This window comes from Collinsella sp. AF20-14LB (assembly GCF_003459505.1).
Taxonomy (GTDB): Bacteria; Actinomycetota; Coriobacteriia; order Coriobacteriales; family Coriobacteriaceae; genus Collinsella.
In genome coordinates this window covers 116,372-132,039 of record NZ_QRWD01000008.1, presented here as the reverse complement: position 1 = coordinate 132,039, position 15,668 = coordinate 116,372, and the positions used below count along the sequence as shown (strand labels likewise).

General features: G+C 61.0%; 11 protein-coding genes and 1 riboswitch. Of the genes, 7 read left to right on the top strand and 4 right to left on the bottom strand.

Annotated features, from left to right (window positions below):
• Nucleotides 1-128: 128 nt before the first annotated feature.
• Nucleotides 129-785, bottom strand: coding sequence for a transcriptional regulator (locus DWX63_RS05945; RefSeq protein WP_232049564.1), 657 nt, complete (start codon nt 783-785; stop codon nt 129-131).
• A gap of 351 nt (nt 786-1,136) precedes the next feature.
• On the opposite strand from DWX63_RS05945, the gene DWX63_RS05940 reads away from it, so the two are divergent.
• The 5 genes from DWX63_RS05940 to xdh all read left to right on the top strand — a co-directional run bounded on the left by DWX63_RS05940 (nt 1,137) and on the right by xdh (nt 10,512).
• Nucleotides 1,137-2,531, top strand: coding sequence for a uracil-xanthine permease family protein (locus tag DWX63_RS05940; RefSeq protein ID WP_055285183.1), 1,395 nt, complete (start codon nt 1,137-1,139; stop codon nt 2,529-2,531).
• Nucleotides 2,532-2,727: 196 nt separating this feature from the next.
• Nucleotides 2,728-4,083, top strand: a complete 1,356-nt coding sequence (ssnA, locus tag DWX63_RS05935) for a putative aminohydrolase SsnA (RefSeq protein ID WP_117773422.1) — start codon at nt 2,728-2,730, stop codon at nt 4,081-4,083.
• Nucleotides 4,084-4,231: 148 nt separating this feature from the next.
• Entirely contained in the window at nt 4,232-7,231 is a 3,000-nt protein-coding gene (ygfK, locus tag DWX63_RS05930; RefSeq protein ID WP_117843108.1) for a putative selenate reductase subunit YgfK, read from the top strand.
• Nucleotides 7,232-7,242: 11 nt separating this feature from the next.
• A complete protein-coding gene (locus tag DWX63_RS05925) occupies nt 7,243-7,722 on the top strand; it encodes a 4Fe-4S binding protein (protein WP_117655021.1) in 480 nt (159 codons plus the stop codon).
• Between the two features lie 12 nt (nt 7,723-7,734).
• Nucleotides 7,735-10,512 carry a selenium-dependent xanthine dehydrogenase gene (xdh, locus tag DWX63_RS05920; RefSeq protein ID WP_117843107.1) on the top strand — a complete coding sequence of 926 codons (2,778 nt, stop codon included), beginning with the start codon at nt 7,735-7,737 and terminating at the stop codon, nt 10,510-10,512.
• A gap of 345 nt (nt 10,513-10,857) precedes the next feature.
• Here the strand turns inward: xdh and DWX63_RS05915 are convergent, their stop codons facing one another.
• Both DWX63_RS05915 and DWX63_RS11610 read right to left on the bottom strand, forming a co-directional pair.
• Nucleotides 10,858-11,856 carry a hypothetical protein gene (locus DWX63_RS05915; RefSeq protein WP_117843106.1) on the bottom strand — a complete coding sequence of 333 codons (999 nt, stop codon included), beginning with the start codon at nt 11,854-11,856 and terminating at the stop codon, nt 10,858-10,860.
• Nucleotides 11,857-12,494: 638 nt separating this feature from the next.
• Nucleotides 12,495-12,620 (bottom strand): hypothetical protein, encoded by a 126-nt coding sequence (locus DWX63_RS11610; RefSeq protein WP_255413237.1) that lies wholly within the window; start codon nt 12,618-12,620, stop codon nt 12,495-12,497.
• 83 nt (nt 12,621-12,703) lie between these two features.
• Between DWX63_RS11610 and DWX63_RS05910 the strand changes: the two genes are divergently transcribed.
• Nucleotides 12,704-13,438 (top strand): 3'-5' exonuclease, encoded by a 735-nt coding sequence (locus DWX63_RS05910; protein ID WP_147336063.1) that lies wholly within the window; start codon nt 12,704-12,706, stop codon nt 13,436-13,438.
• Nucleotides 13,439-13,548: 110 nt separating this feature from the next.
• On the opposite strand, the gene DWX63_RS05905 is transcribed toward DWX63_RS05910, so the two are convergent.
• Nucleotides 13,549-13,971 carry a hypothetical protein gene (locus DWX63_RS05905; protein ID WP_117843104.1) on the bottom strand — a complete coding sequence of 141 codons (423 nt, stop codon included), beginning with the start codon at nt 13,969-13,971 and terminating at the stop codon, nt 13,549-13,551.
• An 8-nt stretch (nt 13,972-13,979) separates the two neighbouring features.
• Nucleotides 13,980-14,070, bottom strand: a riboswitch (SAM riboswitch).
• 269 nt (nt 14,071-14,339) lie between these two features.
• Between DWX63_RS05905 and DWX63_RS05900 the strand changes: the two genes are divergently transcribed.
• The gene (locus tag DWX63_RS05900) at nt 14,340-15,662 is read left to right on the top strand and encodes an ATP-binding protein (protein ID WP_117843103.1); all 1,323 of its coding nucleotides are present in this window, start codon (nt 14,340-14,342) and stop codon (nt 15,660-15,662) included.
• Nucleotides 15,663-15,668 lie beyond the last annotated feature (6 nt).

Here is a 15,668-nt window from a genome sequence, read left to right as displayed (position 1 = left end):
GCGCATAAAGAAAGCCTCCCATTTCTCATGTCCAAGAAATGGGAGGCAGTTCAGTGCGAGCTGCAGGGTCTTTTGTCAAGCGATGCGACAAAAATGATCCGTTTCCCTTCGTCCCCAAGGGATCACGTTTAGCCTTCCTTGCGGACTTTTTGCAGGTAGCGGTATACGCTGGGCTCCGAAATGCCCAGCGCGGTGGCGGCGCAGGCCACAGCGCCCTTGAGCATGAACACCCCGTTGCCGTTGAGGTGGCGAATGACGTCCACGCGGTCGCTCTGGCCAAGCGACGCTACATCCAGCCCGCGCGCGCTCAGCAACTCGGCAATGCTGCGGTCGATGAGCTCCTGTGTAGACTCCGAAAGGCTTTCGACCTCGATAGGGGCGGGCTCCGTGCGCGTCGGCGCTGCGTCGAAGCACGCCATGAGCTGCTGCGCCATGGCGTTTATGGAGCGTACGGTCGAGAGGTCGGTGTTGACGCAGAGCATACCGACGATCTCGTCATCCTCGCGGATAAAGAACGTCGCGGACTCCAGCGTCTTGCCTCCGGCGCCGCGGCCCTCGTAGCCCGTAATAAACGGCAGGTCGCGATACTTGGGGTCGTGCATGATCTTGAGCGCCAGATCGGTGGCGGGACCGCCGACCTTGCGGCCACTCACAATGCCGTTGCGAATATCGACGATGGCGTGGTCGGGATCCGAGAAATCGTGCAGCACGATCTCGCTGTTCTTACCGAGTATCTGCTCCAGGAAATCGACCATCGGCAAAAAGCGGCGTACGGTCTCGTTCACGGGCAACTCCTTTGGGTGAAATCGGAAATGTTCATAACAATTTTTTCTCATGGTAACACGCTGCTCATCATCTCGTATATCCGCAGGTACATTGCGTAATGCAGACGAACGGTATGATTTTGGCGGTAAACGGTCGACCAAAAGAAAAGTAAGATGTTATTTTGACCAGACACTTTCCTGACCTGCGGAAATGCATTATCTCAGCTGAAGAATAGTCTGATAACAAAAAATTATTATTGAGAATGAGAATCATCTTTAATACGATATGCAACGAAGGCACAACCTCAACCCCGCACTGCGTCACAATAGAGCGTTAGATGCGAAACAACTATTTCGAGGATTGGTGGTCAAATGACCCAGGAGACGGTTACGAACGGCACTGAAGCCCTGTTCACTCGTGAAGGCATGCCTCCCGTTAAGGAAATGATCCCGTGTGCCCTTCAGCACGTACTGGCTTCGTTTGCCGGTATCATCACCCCGGCTGTCATCATGGCCGGCGTCTACGGCTTTAATAGCCAGCAGAGCACCGACATCATCCAGGTCGCGCTCATTCTTTCGGCGATCGACACGGCCCTTCAGGCCTTTGCCCCCTTCCGTCGCATCGGCGGCGGCCTGCCCATCGTCATGGGCGTTTCGTTCGCGTTCTTACCGGCCCTGCAGGCCATGGGTGCCTCGGGCTTTAGCTTTGGTGCGCTGCTGGGCGGCGAGATCGTCGGCGGCGCCGTCGCGGTCCTCTTTGGTCTGGCTTACAGCAAGATTAAGTGGCTGTTCCCGCCCGTCGTGACCGGTACGGTCATCTTCTCCATCGGCGTCTCTCTCTATCCCACGGCCGTCAAGTATATGGCCGGCGGTATGGGTACGCCGCTGTGGGGCACCCCGCAGGCCTGGTGCGTCGCTCTTATCACCTTCGCCGTGGTCTTTGCGCTCGCCAACTTTGGCAAGGGCACGCTCAAGCTGGGATCCGTGTTCTTTGGCATGATCGTCGGCATGATCGTCTCCATCCCCTTTGGCATGATTGACTTCTCCAGCGTCGCCACCGCCCAGGTCTTCGCTCTTCCCAAGCTCATGCCCTACGCGCTCGAGTTTGATCCCGAGGTCTGCATTACCCTCGCCGTCGTGTTCCCCATGGTCGCCATCCAGGTTATCGGTGACGTCTCCGCCGCTTGCCTGGGCTCCATCGACCGTATGCCCACCGAGCGCGAGCTCTCCGGCGCTATCGTGTCCCAGGGCCTCACCTCTATGGTCGGCGGCCTGCTGGGCGGTCTTCCCACCAGCGCCCTTGGCCAGAACGTGGGCATCATCTGCTCCAACAAGGTCGTCAACAAGTGGGTCTTTGTGATCATCGCGGCCGTCTTTGCCATTGCCGGTCTGTTCCCGCAGCTCTCTGCCGTCCTTTCCGCTATCCCGCAGCCCGTCATCGGCGGCGCGACCGTCGGCGTCTTTGGCACCATCACCATGAATGGCGTGCGCATGTTCACCCGCGAGGGCCTCACGCAGCGCACTACCACCATCGTCGGCACCTCCGTCGTCTTTGGCCTGGGTATCTGGATGGCCAGCGGTTGCCTTGCCGGCGAGGGTATGCCCGCCTGGGTGTCCACCGTCATCGGCTCCAATGCCGTAACCCCCACCGCAATCATGGCCATTGTCCTTAATCTGATCCTTCCGCAGACGCCGGTCGTGGCTCAGCACATCGATGCCGCCAAGGACGCTGCCGTGGATCTGGTCTTGCCCGAGAGCAAGAAGTAACCAATTCGGTGCTATTCGTCGGCGGACGTATCGCCTCGTCCGCCGACGCCATGCGGCGATAGGCCGCACTTCAAAGGGCTTGCCCCTTTGGTGAAGCGTTGACGGGAGAGGGCCCGTTTCCGGTGTAGGCCGGCGCTTCGCACTTCCGCTATGTCAGAGGTGTCAAACCCCGCCTCTGATGTTGAAGGGAGCATTCATGCTTCTGGTCGCTAACGGTTCCGTCTTTACCCGCAATTCTCAGACCCCGTTCATTCCCAACGGTGCGGTCGCCATTGACGGAGATACGATCGTCGAAGTGGGCCCCGAGCGCGAGCTCAAGGCCAAGTACCCGGATGCCGAGTACGTCGACGCCCAGGGCAACCTCATCATGCCCGGACTCATCAACTGCCACACCCACATCTACTCGGGTCTGGCCCGCGGCCTTGCCATTAAGGGCTGCAACCCCACCAACTTTTTGGAGAATCTTGAGCAGCAGTGGTGGAAGATCGATGACAACCTGACGCTCGACGGCACCAAGGCCAGCGCCTATGCCACGATTCTTGACTCCATCCGCGATGGCGTCACAACGATCTTCGATCACCACGCGAGCTTCTGCGAGATCCCAGGCAGCCTCTTTACCATTAAGGATGCAGCTCAGGAGCTGGGCATGCGTTCGTGCCTGTGCTACGAGGTCTCCGACCGCCGCGGTCAGGAAAAATGCGACCAGGCCATTGCCGAGAACGCCGAGTTTGCCCAGTGGGCCGCCAAGGAGCGTCGCGATAACGACAACCACATGATCGCCGCCATGTTTGGCGGACATGCCACCTTTACGCTTTCGGACGAGACCATGGACAAGATGGCCGAGGCCAACAACGGCTTGACCGGCTTCCACATCCATGTGTGCGAGGGCATGAATGACGTGTGGGACTCCCGCCTCAACCGCGGTGGCATCAGCCCTGTTGAGCGCCTGCTGCAGCACAACCTGCTGGGTCCCGACACTATGCTCGGCCACTGCATTCACGTGACGCCTGCCGAGATGGATATCGTCAAGGAGTCCGGCACCTGGCTCGTCAACAACCCCGAATCCAATATGGGCAACGCCGTGGGCTGCGCCCCCGTGCTCGAGTTCTTCCGCCGCGGCATCCCCGTGTGCATGGGCACCGACGCCTACACCCACGATATGCTCGAGAGCCTCAAGGTCTTCCTGATCATTCAGCGCCACAACGCCGCCATGCCCAACGTGGGCTGGTGCGAGGCCATGACCATGCTGTTCGAGAACAACGCCAAGATGGCGAGCAAGTACTTCGATCGCAAGCTCGGCGTGCTCGAGGCCGGCGCTGCCGCCGACGTCATCGTCATGGACTACAAGCCCTTTACGCCGCTGAGCGAGGAGAACATCGACGGCCACATGCTCTTTGGCATGATGGGCAAAAACTGCCGCACCACCATCATCAACGGCCGCGTCCTGTACAAGGATCGCGAGTTCGTTGGCATTGATGAGGACAAGATCAACGCGTGGACCATGGCTGAGTCTAAAAAGCTCTGGAGCACGCTCAACGATCGCGCCTACTAATTCACAAGTAGATTCGCGCGCGTCGGATGTTTCGCCGCATCCGACGCGCGCATAGGCGGCCTCCGCGGGGTCGCCGGCGCTGTGCTAGCGCTACACCGTATTTCGCCCGCCGCGCGGTCTCGCCGGGCGTTACAGAGAGGAGCTCACTATGAGCGACATCATGAGGCCGATCCCGTTTTCGCAGCTGATGAACTGGATCATCGAGGAGCATAAGACCCAGGACGCCATCTTTGGCGTGCGCAAGATGGTCGCGACCAACCAGGAGGGTGCGCTTCCCATTTTTGACGAGCGCATCGAGACCCCGTTTGGCCCGGCCGCCGGCCCCAACACGCAGCTGGCCCAGAACATCGTGGCATCCTACGTGGCCGGTTCCCGCTTCTTTGAGCTCAAGACCGTTCAGGTTATGGACGGCGAGGAGCTCTCCAAGTGTGTGAACAAACCCTGCATTGTGGCGCAGGACGAGTGCTACAACTGCGAGTGGTCGACCGAGCTCGAGGTTCCGCAGGCCTTTGCCGAGTACGTGAAGGCATGGTTTGCCTGCCACCTGATCGCTCGCGAGTACGGTCTGGGTAGCCCGGACGGCTTTGTCTTCAACATGTCCGTGGGTTATGACCTCGAGGGCATCAAGAGCCCCAAGGTCGACGCCTACATCGAGGGTATGAAGGACGCCAGCGGCTCCGAGGTTTGGAACGAGTGCCGCACGTGGGCGCTCGCTAACCTGGACAAGTTTGAGCATGTCGACGCCGCGTTTGTTGAGTCCATCCCGGCGCGCGTCTCCAACTCCATCACCGAGTCCACGCTGCATGGCTGCCCGCCGGCCGAGATCGAGCGCATCGCGACCTACCTCATCACCGAGAAGGGCCTCAACACCTACATCAAGTGCAACCCCACGCTGCTGGGCTATGAGTTTGCCCGTCAGCGTCTGAACGAGCTGGGCTTTGACTACATCGTCTTCGATGACACGCACTTCCGCGAGGACCTGCAGTGGGTCGACGCCGTGCCCATGTTCGAGCGCCTGATTGCCCTGTGCGCCGAGCGTGGTCTGGAGTTTGGCGTCAAGCTCACCAACACCTTCCCCGTCGACGTGACGAGGAACGAGCTGCCTTCCACCGAGATGTACATGTCGGGCCGTTCGCTGTTCTCGCTGACCATCGAGGCTGCTCGCCGCATTACCGAGCAGTTCGATGGCAAGCTGCGCATCAGCTACTCCGGCGGCGCCACGGCCTACAACATCCGCGCCCTGTATGACGCCGGCATTTGGCCCGTCACCCTGGCGACCGACGTGCTCAAGCCCGGTGGCTACGAGCGCTTTAGCCAGATGGCCGGCGAGTTTGCCGACCTGGACGGCAAGCCGTTTGAGGACATCTCGCTCGAGGCCGTGACCGCGATCCAGGCCGACTCGCTCACCAACCCGCTCTACAAGAAGCCGCTGCGCCCGCTGCCCGACCGCAAGGTCGCTGGCAAGAGCCCGCTTTCCGACTGCTTTACCACGCCGTGCCGCACGGGCTGCCCCATCCAGCAGGATATTCCCGCCTACCTGGCGGCTGTTGACGAGGGCCGCTACGAGGACGCGCTCAACATTGTCGTCGAGCGCAACGCCCTGCCGTTCATTACCGGCACCATCTGTCCGCATCCCTGCGGCCGTGCCTGCGAGCGTGCGTTCTACGAGCCCGAGGGCGCCCAGATTCGCGCCAGCAAGCTCAAGGCCGCCCGCGAGGCCATGACCGCCGTGCTGCCCAAGCTGCGCGCCCAGGCTATCGCCAACGACGGCGAGCGCAACGTTGCCGTTATCGGTGGCGGTCCGGCCGGCCTGGCGACGGCGTTCTTCCTGACGCGTGCCGGCGTGCCCGTCACCATCTTTGAGGCCCGCGACTCGCTCGGCGGCGTGGTCCGTCACATCATCCCCGAGTTCCGTATCGCCAGCGACGATATCTCGCACGACGCTGAGCTCTGCCTGGCCTTTGGCGCCAAGGTTCAGCTTAACGCCCGCGTGGAGTCCATTGACGAGCTCAAGGCCCAGGGCTTTACCGACGTGGTCGTGGCCACCGGTGCCTGGATGCCCGGCTCTGCGGGCCTGGGCGAGGGTGCCGAGCTCGACGTGCTGGAGTTCCTCGAGGCCGCCAAGAAGGGCGAGAAGCTTGAGCTGGGCGAGGACGTCGTGGTCATTGGTGCCGGCAACACCGCCATGGACGCCGCCCGCGTGGCCAAGCGCCTGGCAGGCGTGAAGAACGTGCGTCTGGTGTATCGCCGTACCAAGAAGCAGATGCCCGCCGACGAGGAAGAGCTCGATCTTGCTTTTGCCGATGGCGTTGAGTTCTGCGAGCTGCTGGCGCCCAAGGCGCTCAACGGCGCCGTGCTGACCTGCGATGTTATGGAGCTTGGCGAGCCGGATGCAAGCGGCCGTCGCAGCCCCGTCGCCACGGGCGAGACCGTCGAGCTTCCCGCCACCACGGTGATTTGCGCCGTGGGCGAGGGCATCGATGCCAGCCTGTACGACGCCGCGGGCGTCGAGCACGACCGTCGCGGCCGCCTTGCCGCCACCTCCACCGGCGTCGAGGGCGTCTGGGCTGCAGGTGACTGCCGTCGTGGTCCGGCCACCGTGGTCGAGGCTATCGCCGATGCCGCCGAAGTCGCCCGTGCCATCGCTGGCGTGGACTTTAACAAGTACGCCGACTGCAACGAGCAGGCCGGTCGCGAGGACGCCTGCTACGAGCGCAAGGGGTCGCTGTGCCGTGACAAACGCAACTGCACCAAGACTCGCTGCCTGGGCTGCGGCTCGGTGTGCGAGGTCTGCTGCGACGTGTGCCCCAACCGCGCCAACGTGGCAATTAAGGTGCCGGGCCTGGCCAAGCACCAGGTCGTCCACGTCGACGGCATGTGCAACGAGTGCGGCAACTGCGCCGTGTTCTGCCCCTACCAGGAGGGTCGTCCCTACAAGGACAAGCTCACCCTGTTCTGGAGCGAGGAGGACATGGAGAACTCCGAGAACGAGGGCTTCCTGGCTGTGGACGAGGACCACTTTAAAGTCCGCGTCGCCGGCACGGTCCGCACCGTCTCGGTCGATGCCGTCAACACCGGCCTTCCCGAGGCCGTCCGCCTGACCATCAAGGCCGTGCGCGACAGCTATCCGTATCTTCTTAAGAAATAGGCGAGTCTCTTATGGCCAAATCCATTCAACATAACGTGGCCTACGTTGCCTGCGGAAGCGGCTGTGCTTCCGCAGGCGGCGATGCCCACTGCAGCGAAGGCTGCATTGGCTGTGGCGCCTGCGTCACGGCCTGCCCCCACGGTGCCATTGCGCTGGTCGACGGCATCGCCCGCGTGGACCGCTCCAAGTGCACGGGCTGTGGCCTGTGCGGCATGGCATGCCCGCAGCGCGTGATTGCCTTCGTTCCCGGCTACCAGAACATCCTGGTGCGCTGCAACAACACCGATAAGGGTGCCATTGCGCGCAAGATCTGCGACACGAGCTGCATCGGTTGCGGCATGTGCGCCAAAAAGTGCCCTGCAGGCGCTATCCGCATCGAGGACAACTGCGCCCATATCGACGGCGCGGACTGCCTGTCGTGCGGCATGTGCGCCGTCGTCTGCCCGCATGGCGCCATTCACGACCGCACCGGCATCGCCGCCGGCGTGTAGAAGGGAATCACCATGGCACAGGAATTCACTTTTACCGTTAACGGCGTGGAGCGCACAACGACTCAGAACAAGCCGCTGCTGCGCTACCTGCGCGACGACCTGCACATCCATTCCGCCAAGGACGGCTGCTCCGAGGGCGCCTGCGGCACCTGCACTATCCATGTGGACGGCGCGGCCGTCAAGGCGTGCGTACTGACCACTGCTCTTGCCGCCGGTCGCAACATCGTGACTGTCGAGGGCCTGCCCGAGGACGTGCGCGAGGCCTTTGTGTACGCCTTTGGTGCCGTGGGTGCCGTGCAGTGCGGTTTTTGCATCCCCGGTATGGTCATGGCGGGCGCGGCGCTCATCGCCGAGGACCCCGAGCCCACCGAGGAGCAGATCAAGTACGCCATCCGCGGCAACGTCTGCCGCTGCACCGGCTACAAGAAGATTATCGAGGGCATTTCGCTGGCCGCTGCGGTGCTCCGCGGCGAAAAGCAGATCGACGAGGACCTGGAGCGCGGCGACGACTACGGCGTGGGCAAGCGCGCCTTCCGCATCGACGTGCGTAAAAAGGTGCTCGGCGAGGGCAAGTATCCCGACGACATCGACGAGCTCGATCAGCCGGGTCTGACCTACGCCAGCGCCGTGCGCTCCAAGTATCCGCGCGCCCGCGTGCTCTCCATCGATACCTCCAAGGCCGAGGCCCTGCCCGGTGTGGTGGGCATCCTGCGCGCCGAGGACGTGCCGGTCAACCAGGTCGGCCACCTTATCCAGGACTGGGACGTCATGATCGCGGCGGGCGATATCACCCGCTGCGTGGGCGATGCCATCGTGCTGGTGGTTGCCGAGGACGAGGCGACGCTCGAGAAGGCCAAGAAGCTCGTAAAGATCGATTACGAGCCGCTGGAGCCCGTGCGCAACATCGCCGAGGCCAAGGCCGCCGACGCGCCGCGCCTGCACGACAGCTTCTTTGCCTTTGGCAACACGGTGGAGCTCAAGGACAACGTGTGCCAGAGCCGCCATGTGACGCGCGGCGACGCCGCCAAGGCGCTGGCGGAGAGCGCGTTCACCGTGACGCAGCGCTTTACCACGCCTTTTACCGAACATGCCTTCTTGGAGCCCGAGTGCGCCGTCGCCTTCCCGTACAAGAACGGCGTCAAGGTGCAGTCGACCGACCAGGGCGCCTACGATACGCGCAAAGAGTGTGCCCACATGTTTGGCTGGGATAACGAACCCGAGCGCGTGGTCGTCGAGACCATGCTCGTGGGTGGCGGCTTTGGCGGCAAAGAGGACGTGTCCATCCAGCACCTGGCCGCGCTCGCTGCCTATAAATTCCAGCGTCCTGTAAAGTGCAAACTCACGCGTGCCGAGTCGCTCGCGTTCCATCCCAAGCGCCATGCCATGGACGGCACCTTTACGCTGGGTTGCGACGCCGAAGGCAACTTTACCGGTCTGGACTGCGAGATCAACTTTGACACCGGCGCCTACGCGTCGCTGTGCGGCCCGGTGCTCGAGCGCGCCTGCACGCATGCCGTCGGCCCCTACAAGTACCAGAACACCGACATCCGCGGCTTTGGCTACTACACCAACAACCCGCCCGCCGGCGCGTACCGCGGCTTTGGCGTGTGCCAGTCCGAGTTTGCGCTCGAGAGCCTGATCGACCTGCTGGCCGAGAAGGTCGGTCTGGACCCGTGGGAGATTCGTTATAGAAACGCCATCGAGCCGGGCGAGGTTTTGCCCAACGGCCAGATTGCCGACTGCTCCACGGCGCTTAAGGAGACGCTGCTCGAGGTCAAGGATGCCTACTATGCGCATCCCGGACACGCCGGTATTGCCTGCGCCATGAAGAACGCCGGCGTGGGCGTGGGCCTGCCCGATGCCGGCCGCTGCAAGATTCGCGTCGAGAACGGCGTGGCCGTGGTCTATGCCGCCACGTCCGACATCGGCCAGGGCTGTAACACCGTCTTTTTGCAGGACGTTGCCGAGGCATGCGGCCTGCCGCTGAGCTGCATTGCCAACGGCGAGTGCTCCACCGAGAACGCTCCCGACTCCGGCACCACGTCTGGCTCGCGTCAGACGGTCGTGACCGGCGAGGCCGTGCGCGGTGCCGCCTTCCTGCTGCGCGATGCCATGGTTGGCATCGAGGCCGGCAAGCCTGCGCCTACCGCCCCGGTGAGCGCCCATGGTGACGGCGTCAAGATCGAGTACGACGACGGTCGCGCCTATCAGCTACGCACACAGGAGCTCGTCGCCGGCCAGGGCATGCATCCTCAGGATCCCGCGGCCGCCATCAAGGCGCTCGAGGGATGCGAGTTTGGCTACGTGTATCTGGAGCCGACCGACAAACTGGGCGCCGACGTCCCCAATCCCAAGAGCCACATCTGCTACGGCTTTGCCACGCACGTGGTCATTCTGGACGATGACGGCCGCGTGAGCGAGGTCTATGCCGCGCACGATTCCGGCAAGGTGGTCAACCCCATCTCGATCCAAGGTCAGATTGAAGGCGGCGTGCTCATGGGTATGGGTTATGCGCTCACCGAGGACTGGCCGCTCAAGGACTGCGTGCCCCAGGCAAGGTACGGTACGCTCGGGCTGTTCCGTGCGCCCGAGATTCCGGATATCCACGCCATTTACGTGGAGAAGGACGAGCTGTTGCCCGTGGCATACGGCGGTAAGGGCATCGGCGAGATCGCAACGATCCCCACGGCGCCCGCCGTGCAGAACGCCTACCGCGCATTCGACGGCAAGCTGCGTCCGGATCTGCCCATGGTGGATACGCCGTACAGCCGCGCCCGTCACCGCGGGTAGAGTAGGGCGCGGACAGCCATTACTGACGGGCTGTTCGCGCTCAACACCAACTGCATATGCTGCATCTTTGGCCCCGGCTCCATCGCGAGCCGGGGCCTTTTGTTTGAAGCGGAAACTGTGTCCCGGAATGAGCGCTCAGAACGGGACGCGCTTTCCCCTTGGAGCCCTCGGCGGAAATTACATCCCAGAATCGATGCTCAGAATGGGATGCGCTTTCCGGTAGAGCCTCTGGCGGAAAGCGCATCCCGGAATTCGGCTCCAGAGTGGGACACACTTTCCGGTTGGAGCTTCAACTGGAAAGTGTGTCCCGGTTTGGTAGGCAGGCGGGCATAAGCTCAGTAGCCCCTACAGCTCAATATCGTTGAGCCACGACGGCAGCGCGGTCTGCCGGATGCCTGCCGTCTGCAGCTTTTTCGCGAGCATGCCTGCCGAACGGACTTCGTTCATGGTAAAGCGCAGCAAGGGATGACCGTAAAGCGATAGGTGCGCCTCGCGCTGTCGTTCGGCAACGAGCGCCTCGGCGGTGGTGCGTCCGGCCAGCATGGTCTGGTCGGTATATTTGATGAGCCCGTCGAGCTCGCCCAGCGTGAGTTCCCGCGCCTGGCGCTCCCAGGCAAAGTCCGTTCGTATGGGCTTGGCCGAATCGAAGGGGTCCGTCAGCTCGTATTGAAGCCAGTCGGGCGCAAAGCCCGTCTCGATCATGACGGCTCGGGCGACCGATTCCCCGCCGCTCTCGGCGCGGGCGTCGGCATATCGAATCGTTGTGAGGGCGGTGCGAATCGCGCGACCATTGCGGGCAGTCGCTCGTTGCTCGACGTCCTCCATCAGCTGCTCTCGCGTTAGACCAAGCTTTGAGATCGCCGAATCGGCAATGGGCATGCCGTCGGCAAAACCGGTCTGCAACAGGCAATCTGTAACCGTTTGGATGGGCGGCGTTACCGATATGCCGGATAGACGGATTGCTCCCGCCGGCTCAATCTGGTGCCGCTGAATATGCGCGCCCGGACGAGCCGACGGCTTTGTCGAGCTGCAGACATGCACAACGTTCAGGTGCCGCCACGAGACCTCGAGCCCCAGCAGACAGGCGGCCGAAAACGAGCAGAACGTCCAATCAGGGTGGATGATCGCAAGGGCGCGAATAATCTCGCAATGACGCTGCGCCCGGTTGAGTCCATCCCAGCGCGTTTTTCGCGCAAACAGCCCCGGCATGGGCGAGACAACCGTGCCGCCGGTGCGCCGAAGGAGCGCTTTGCGGATTGCCGTGCTCGGGGGAATCAGACAGCGCCCCTCTTGTTCGGCTTGAGTGAGCAGCTGGTCGATGAGTTGGTCATTGCAATGGGTCATGAGCTACCGCCTCCTTTTGGGTAGCAAAAACGTATCAGCCGCAACTTGCCGCTCAGCTGACCAAAAGCTGACCAAAATCTAACCATGCAGGTAGATGGCCTGTTTTCGGCGACTTTTTTACATCCGAATCGGTGGGCGGTAATCGGCGACCGTGAACGGTAGCGAGTTATGAAGACTGGGTAAGTTTCAGGACGTGTACTTTTTAGAAAAATGGTAGTCTCTCCGCGGAAAGTGCATCCCAGAATTAAGCCTCGGAACGGGATACATTTTCCAGTAGATGCTTCAGTGGAAAGTTCATCCCAGAATTCAGGCTCAGAACGGGACGCGCTTTCCGGATGGCATGCTTGGCGGAAACTACGACCCAGTTTTTGGCTCCAGAACGGGATACCCTTTCCGAATCGGTCTTCAGGCGGAAGCTGCTCCCCGGATTTGACCTTCAGACCGGGATGCCGTTTCCGGTTGAGGCCTCGAGCGGAAAGCGCATCCCATAATCCCCAATGGCACCGCAGCGGGCGCCGAGATTTCGTTACCGAAAAACCATTTGTTAGACCTGGCGTCCGTGGGTAGAATAAAGTCGACGGCAGCCCAAGTGGTGAAGAGCTGGGCAGCGCCGTTACTTAGTTTAAGGGGTCAATGCCTTAGCGGCGTCGATCCCTCTTTTTATGCTTCGCACGCTGCTTGAGTGCCTCGGTAAGCCCGATAAGCGCCGTGAGGAGCGAGACCAAAGCGGTCAGGAGCTTCACGAAATCAATCAGATCGGTCATTTCATGTCCGCACAGGCGCCTATCCTTACGGCAATGTAGCCGTTTATGTAGCAAGCGGCAGTTGGCGGAGAAAGGCCCTAACCGTGTCAGCTGAAAAGATGCCGGGTGTCTCGGCTATCGATACGACGAACTTTGCGCGCCAGATCGTGCTGGACTTTGAGTTTGCGCCGGTGCCAAAGCAGCGTCAGCGCCGTGGACTGTGCAATGAGATTATCGAGGCCGGCGCCGTCAAGCTCGATTACCACGGCAACGTTATGGGCGAGTTCTCGCAGTTTGTACAGACGGAATTTACCGAAGGCGTTGCGTTCCCCGTCCGCGAGCTCACAGGGATATCGGCCGTGGGCACCGCGATGGCCGATCCGCTCTACATGGTGATCAAAAGGCTCAGCGATTTGATCGGGCGCCACTCCGCCCAGGTGGTCTGTTGGAGCGGGGCGGATCGTCGACAGCTTTTGATCGAGTGCCAAGCAAAGCACATCGATCTTTCCGCATTTCCTACGGACTGGGCCGACCTGCAGGCGTTTTACACCTCGATCATGGACATGAGCAGCCACGGGTGCGTCTCTTTGAGTGACGCAGCGACGTGGTTTGGCATCGAGTTCGACGAGTCGACGGGTCACGCCCACAGCGCCCTAGCCGATGCGCGCGTGACCGCCAAGCTGCTCAAGCAGATGATGGACGGGGACTACCGCGTGAGCCCGCGCGCCCAGGAGGTCCGTCAACGGTGGGGGATGGGCGAGCGAGCTCAGACGCGCCTTTCCAGCAAGTGCCCCGAGCTGGGCGACCTGCTGCTAAAGCTGAAGGCGGAGGGGAGGTAGACCTTTTGAGAACGCCATTCGGTTTGGCATGGCGGGATTGTAAGCGCGACTTCGCCCTGCTGTTTGAATCGAAGCGTCAACCAGTATGACGAGCTGTCTGGTCTGTCTGCCTACACCCCTGCAATTCCGCGCGCGGCACTCAGTAGCTCGTACTCCCTTTGACTCCACTGGCGCAGCTCGGCCGCGCGCACGGCGTCGCGGCACAGGTTCAGGAACACCTCGGCTCCCTCGCAGAAACACTCGCGGGCAAAGGCGCCGGATCCGTCCGCAACGCATGCGCCATCAGCAAATAACTCCCAACTCGACGGCTCGCGCGAGTTGTCTCCAAGCAGCTTGATCTGCAGTACGTGCGGGTCGCCGGCGGTGCAGAGCTCTTCCTCGAGCACCTGCACGGTAAAGCGCATCTGGTGGGGGAGACTGCTCTTGACCATGGCCGAGGCATAGCCGCTCGGCTTGTCCAGTGGATGCATTCGTTTTGGCTTGGCTGCCAGGTTGTGGAAGTTGCGCTCGCTGCGCACAGAGAAATTGTCCATACGGACTCCTTTCATCGGTGTTGGCAGGGCCACCGTGCCTCTTGGCCGGTTGGCGTCGGGATCGTGGAGCCAACTCTCTACCCCGACTCTGGATAAAACGCGCCCGCTCCTTGCTGGCACGATGGAGTCTATCAGCGCGCGCGGACACAAATCAAGCGCCGCCTGCGAAATGATGTGCAGACGGCGCTTGATTTCGCCGGCTGCTGTTAGGCTTAAATCCGAAAAAGTGTCGAAATATCCCGTGTAAAAGTACGGAAAAGTGTCGTAATACACACTTCAAAATCTCGAAAAAGTGTCGAAATGAGCATCTAGCAACCACGGAAAAGTGTATCCTAGTGCTAAAACAGCACGTAATAAGGGGTACGCTTATGCTACAGAGAAAAGCGAAAGCACAGTTTGAATCTTGGCTTGCCTCGTCGCCTAACAAGGCTCTTTTGGTCAAGGGCGCCCGACAGGTAGGAAAGTCATATTTGGTCAACGTCTTTGCAAGCGAATCGTTCGAAAATGTCGTGACGTTCGACCTTATCGCCGACGCGTCCGTGCGCGATTCGTTTTTGGCGGCAAAAAGCGCGGATGACCTGCTTATGCGCATGTCTATTGCTGCAACGCAGCCGATGGTTGCGAACAAGACCGTTGTGGTTATCGACGAGGTGCAGCGATGCCCCAACGTAGTGACGTTTATCAAATACCTGGTCCAGCGCGGCGACTTTCGATACATCCTTACCGGATCGCTCCTTGGCGTTGAGCTCGAGGGCATCGATTCCCTGCCGGTGGGGTATGTCGAGCAGGTCCAGATGTACCCGCTCGACTTTGAGGAGTTCTGCTGGGCAAGCGGCGTTGCTGCCGGAGCGTTTGACATGCTCAGGGGTTGTCTAAAGGACGAAAAGGAGCTCCCCGGCTATCTGTATGACCGCTTGCTCAATCTGTTCCATCAGTATGTGGTGGTGGGGGGCATGCCCGACGCGGTCAATTCCTTCTTGGCGACGCGCAATGTCGACGAGGTTCGAAACATCCACCGCGATCTTCACGCCCTGTATCGCGATGACATCGCAAAGTACGCTCCGCCTGAGCTACGCTTGGTTATTCGCGATATCTATGATCTGATTCCCAGCGAGGCCGGCTCCAAAAACAAGCGATTCAAACTGTCATCGATTAACGGTGTCAAACGTTTTTCGCAGGTGACAGATCATTTTCTCTGGCTATCGGAGGCGGGTGTCGCGCTTCCCGTGTATAACGTAACGGCGCCCGTGGCACCCCTTTTATTGGGGGAGCAACGAAATCTGTTCAAGCTGTTTTACTTGGACACCGGAATGCTCATGTCGTCGTATTCCAAAAGGGTCGCCCAAGGCGTTTTTGATGGGGAGGCGGAAGACGCCTTTGGCATGAACATGGGGGCGGCGTTTGAGGGCTTCGTTGCCCAAGAGCTCAAAGCCCACGGATTCAGATTGCGCTACTTTACGTCTAAAAAAGTCGGCGAGCTCGATTTTGTGGAGGAGACGCTCGATGGGGAGGTCCTTGCCATCGAGGTCAAGTCGGGCAAGAGCTTTAAGTCCCATGCGGCGCTCGACAACGCGCTCGCGACGAAGGGCTACGGAATCGATCGCGCCCTGGTACTTGCGGAATGTAATCTTCACCGCGATGGTGACGTGCTGTATCTGCCCATCTTTATGGCAGGGCTTTTGGAGCCGTAACATGCC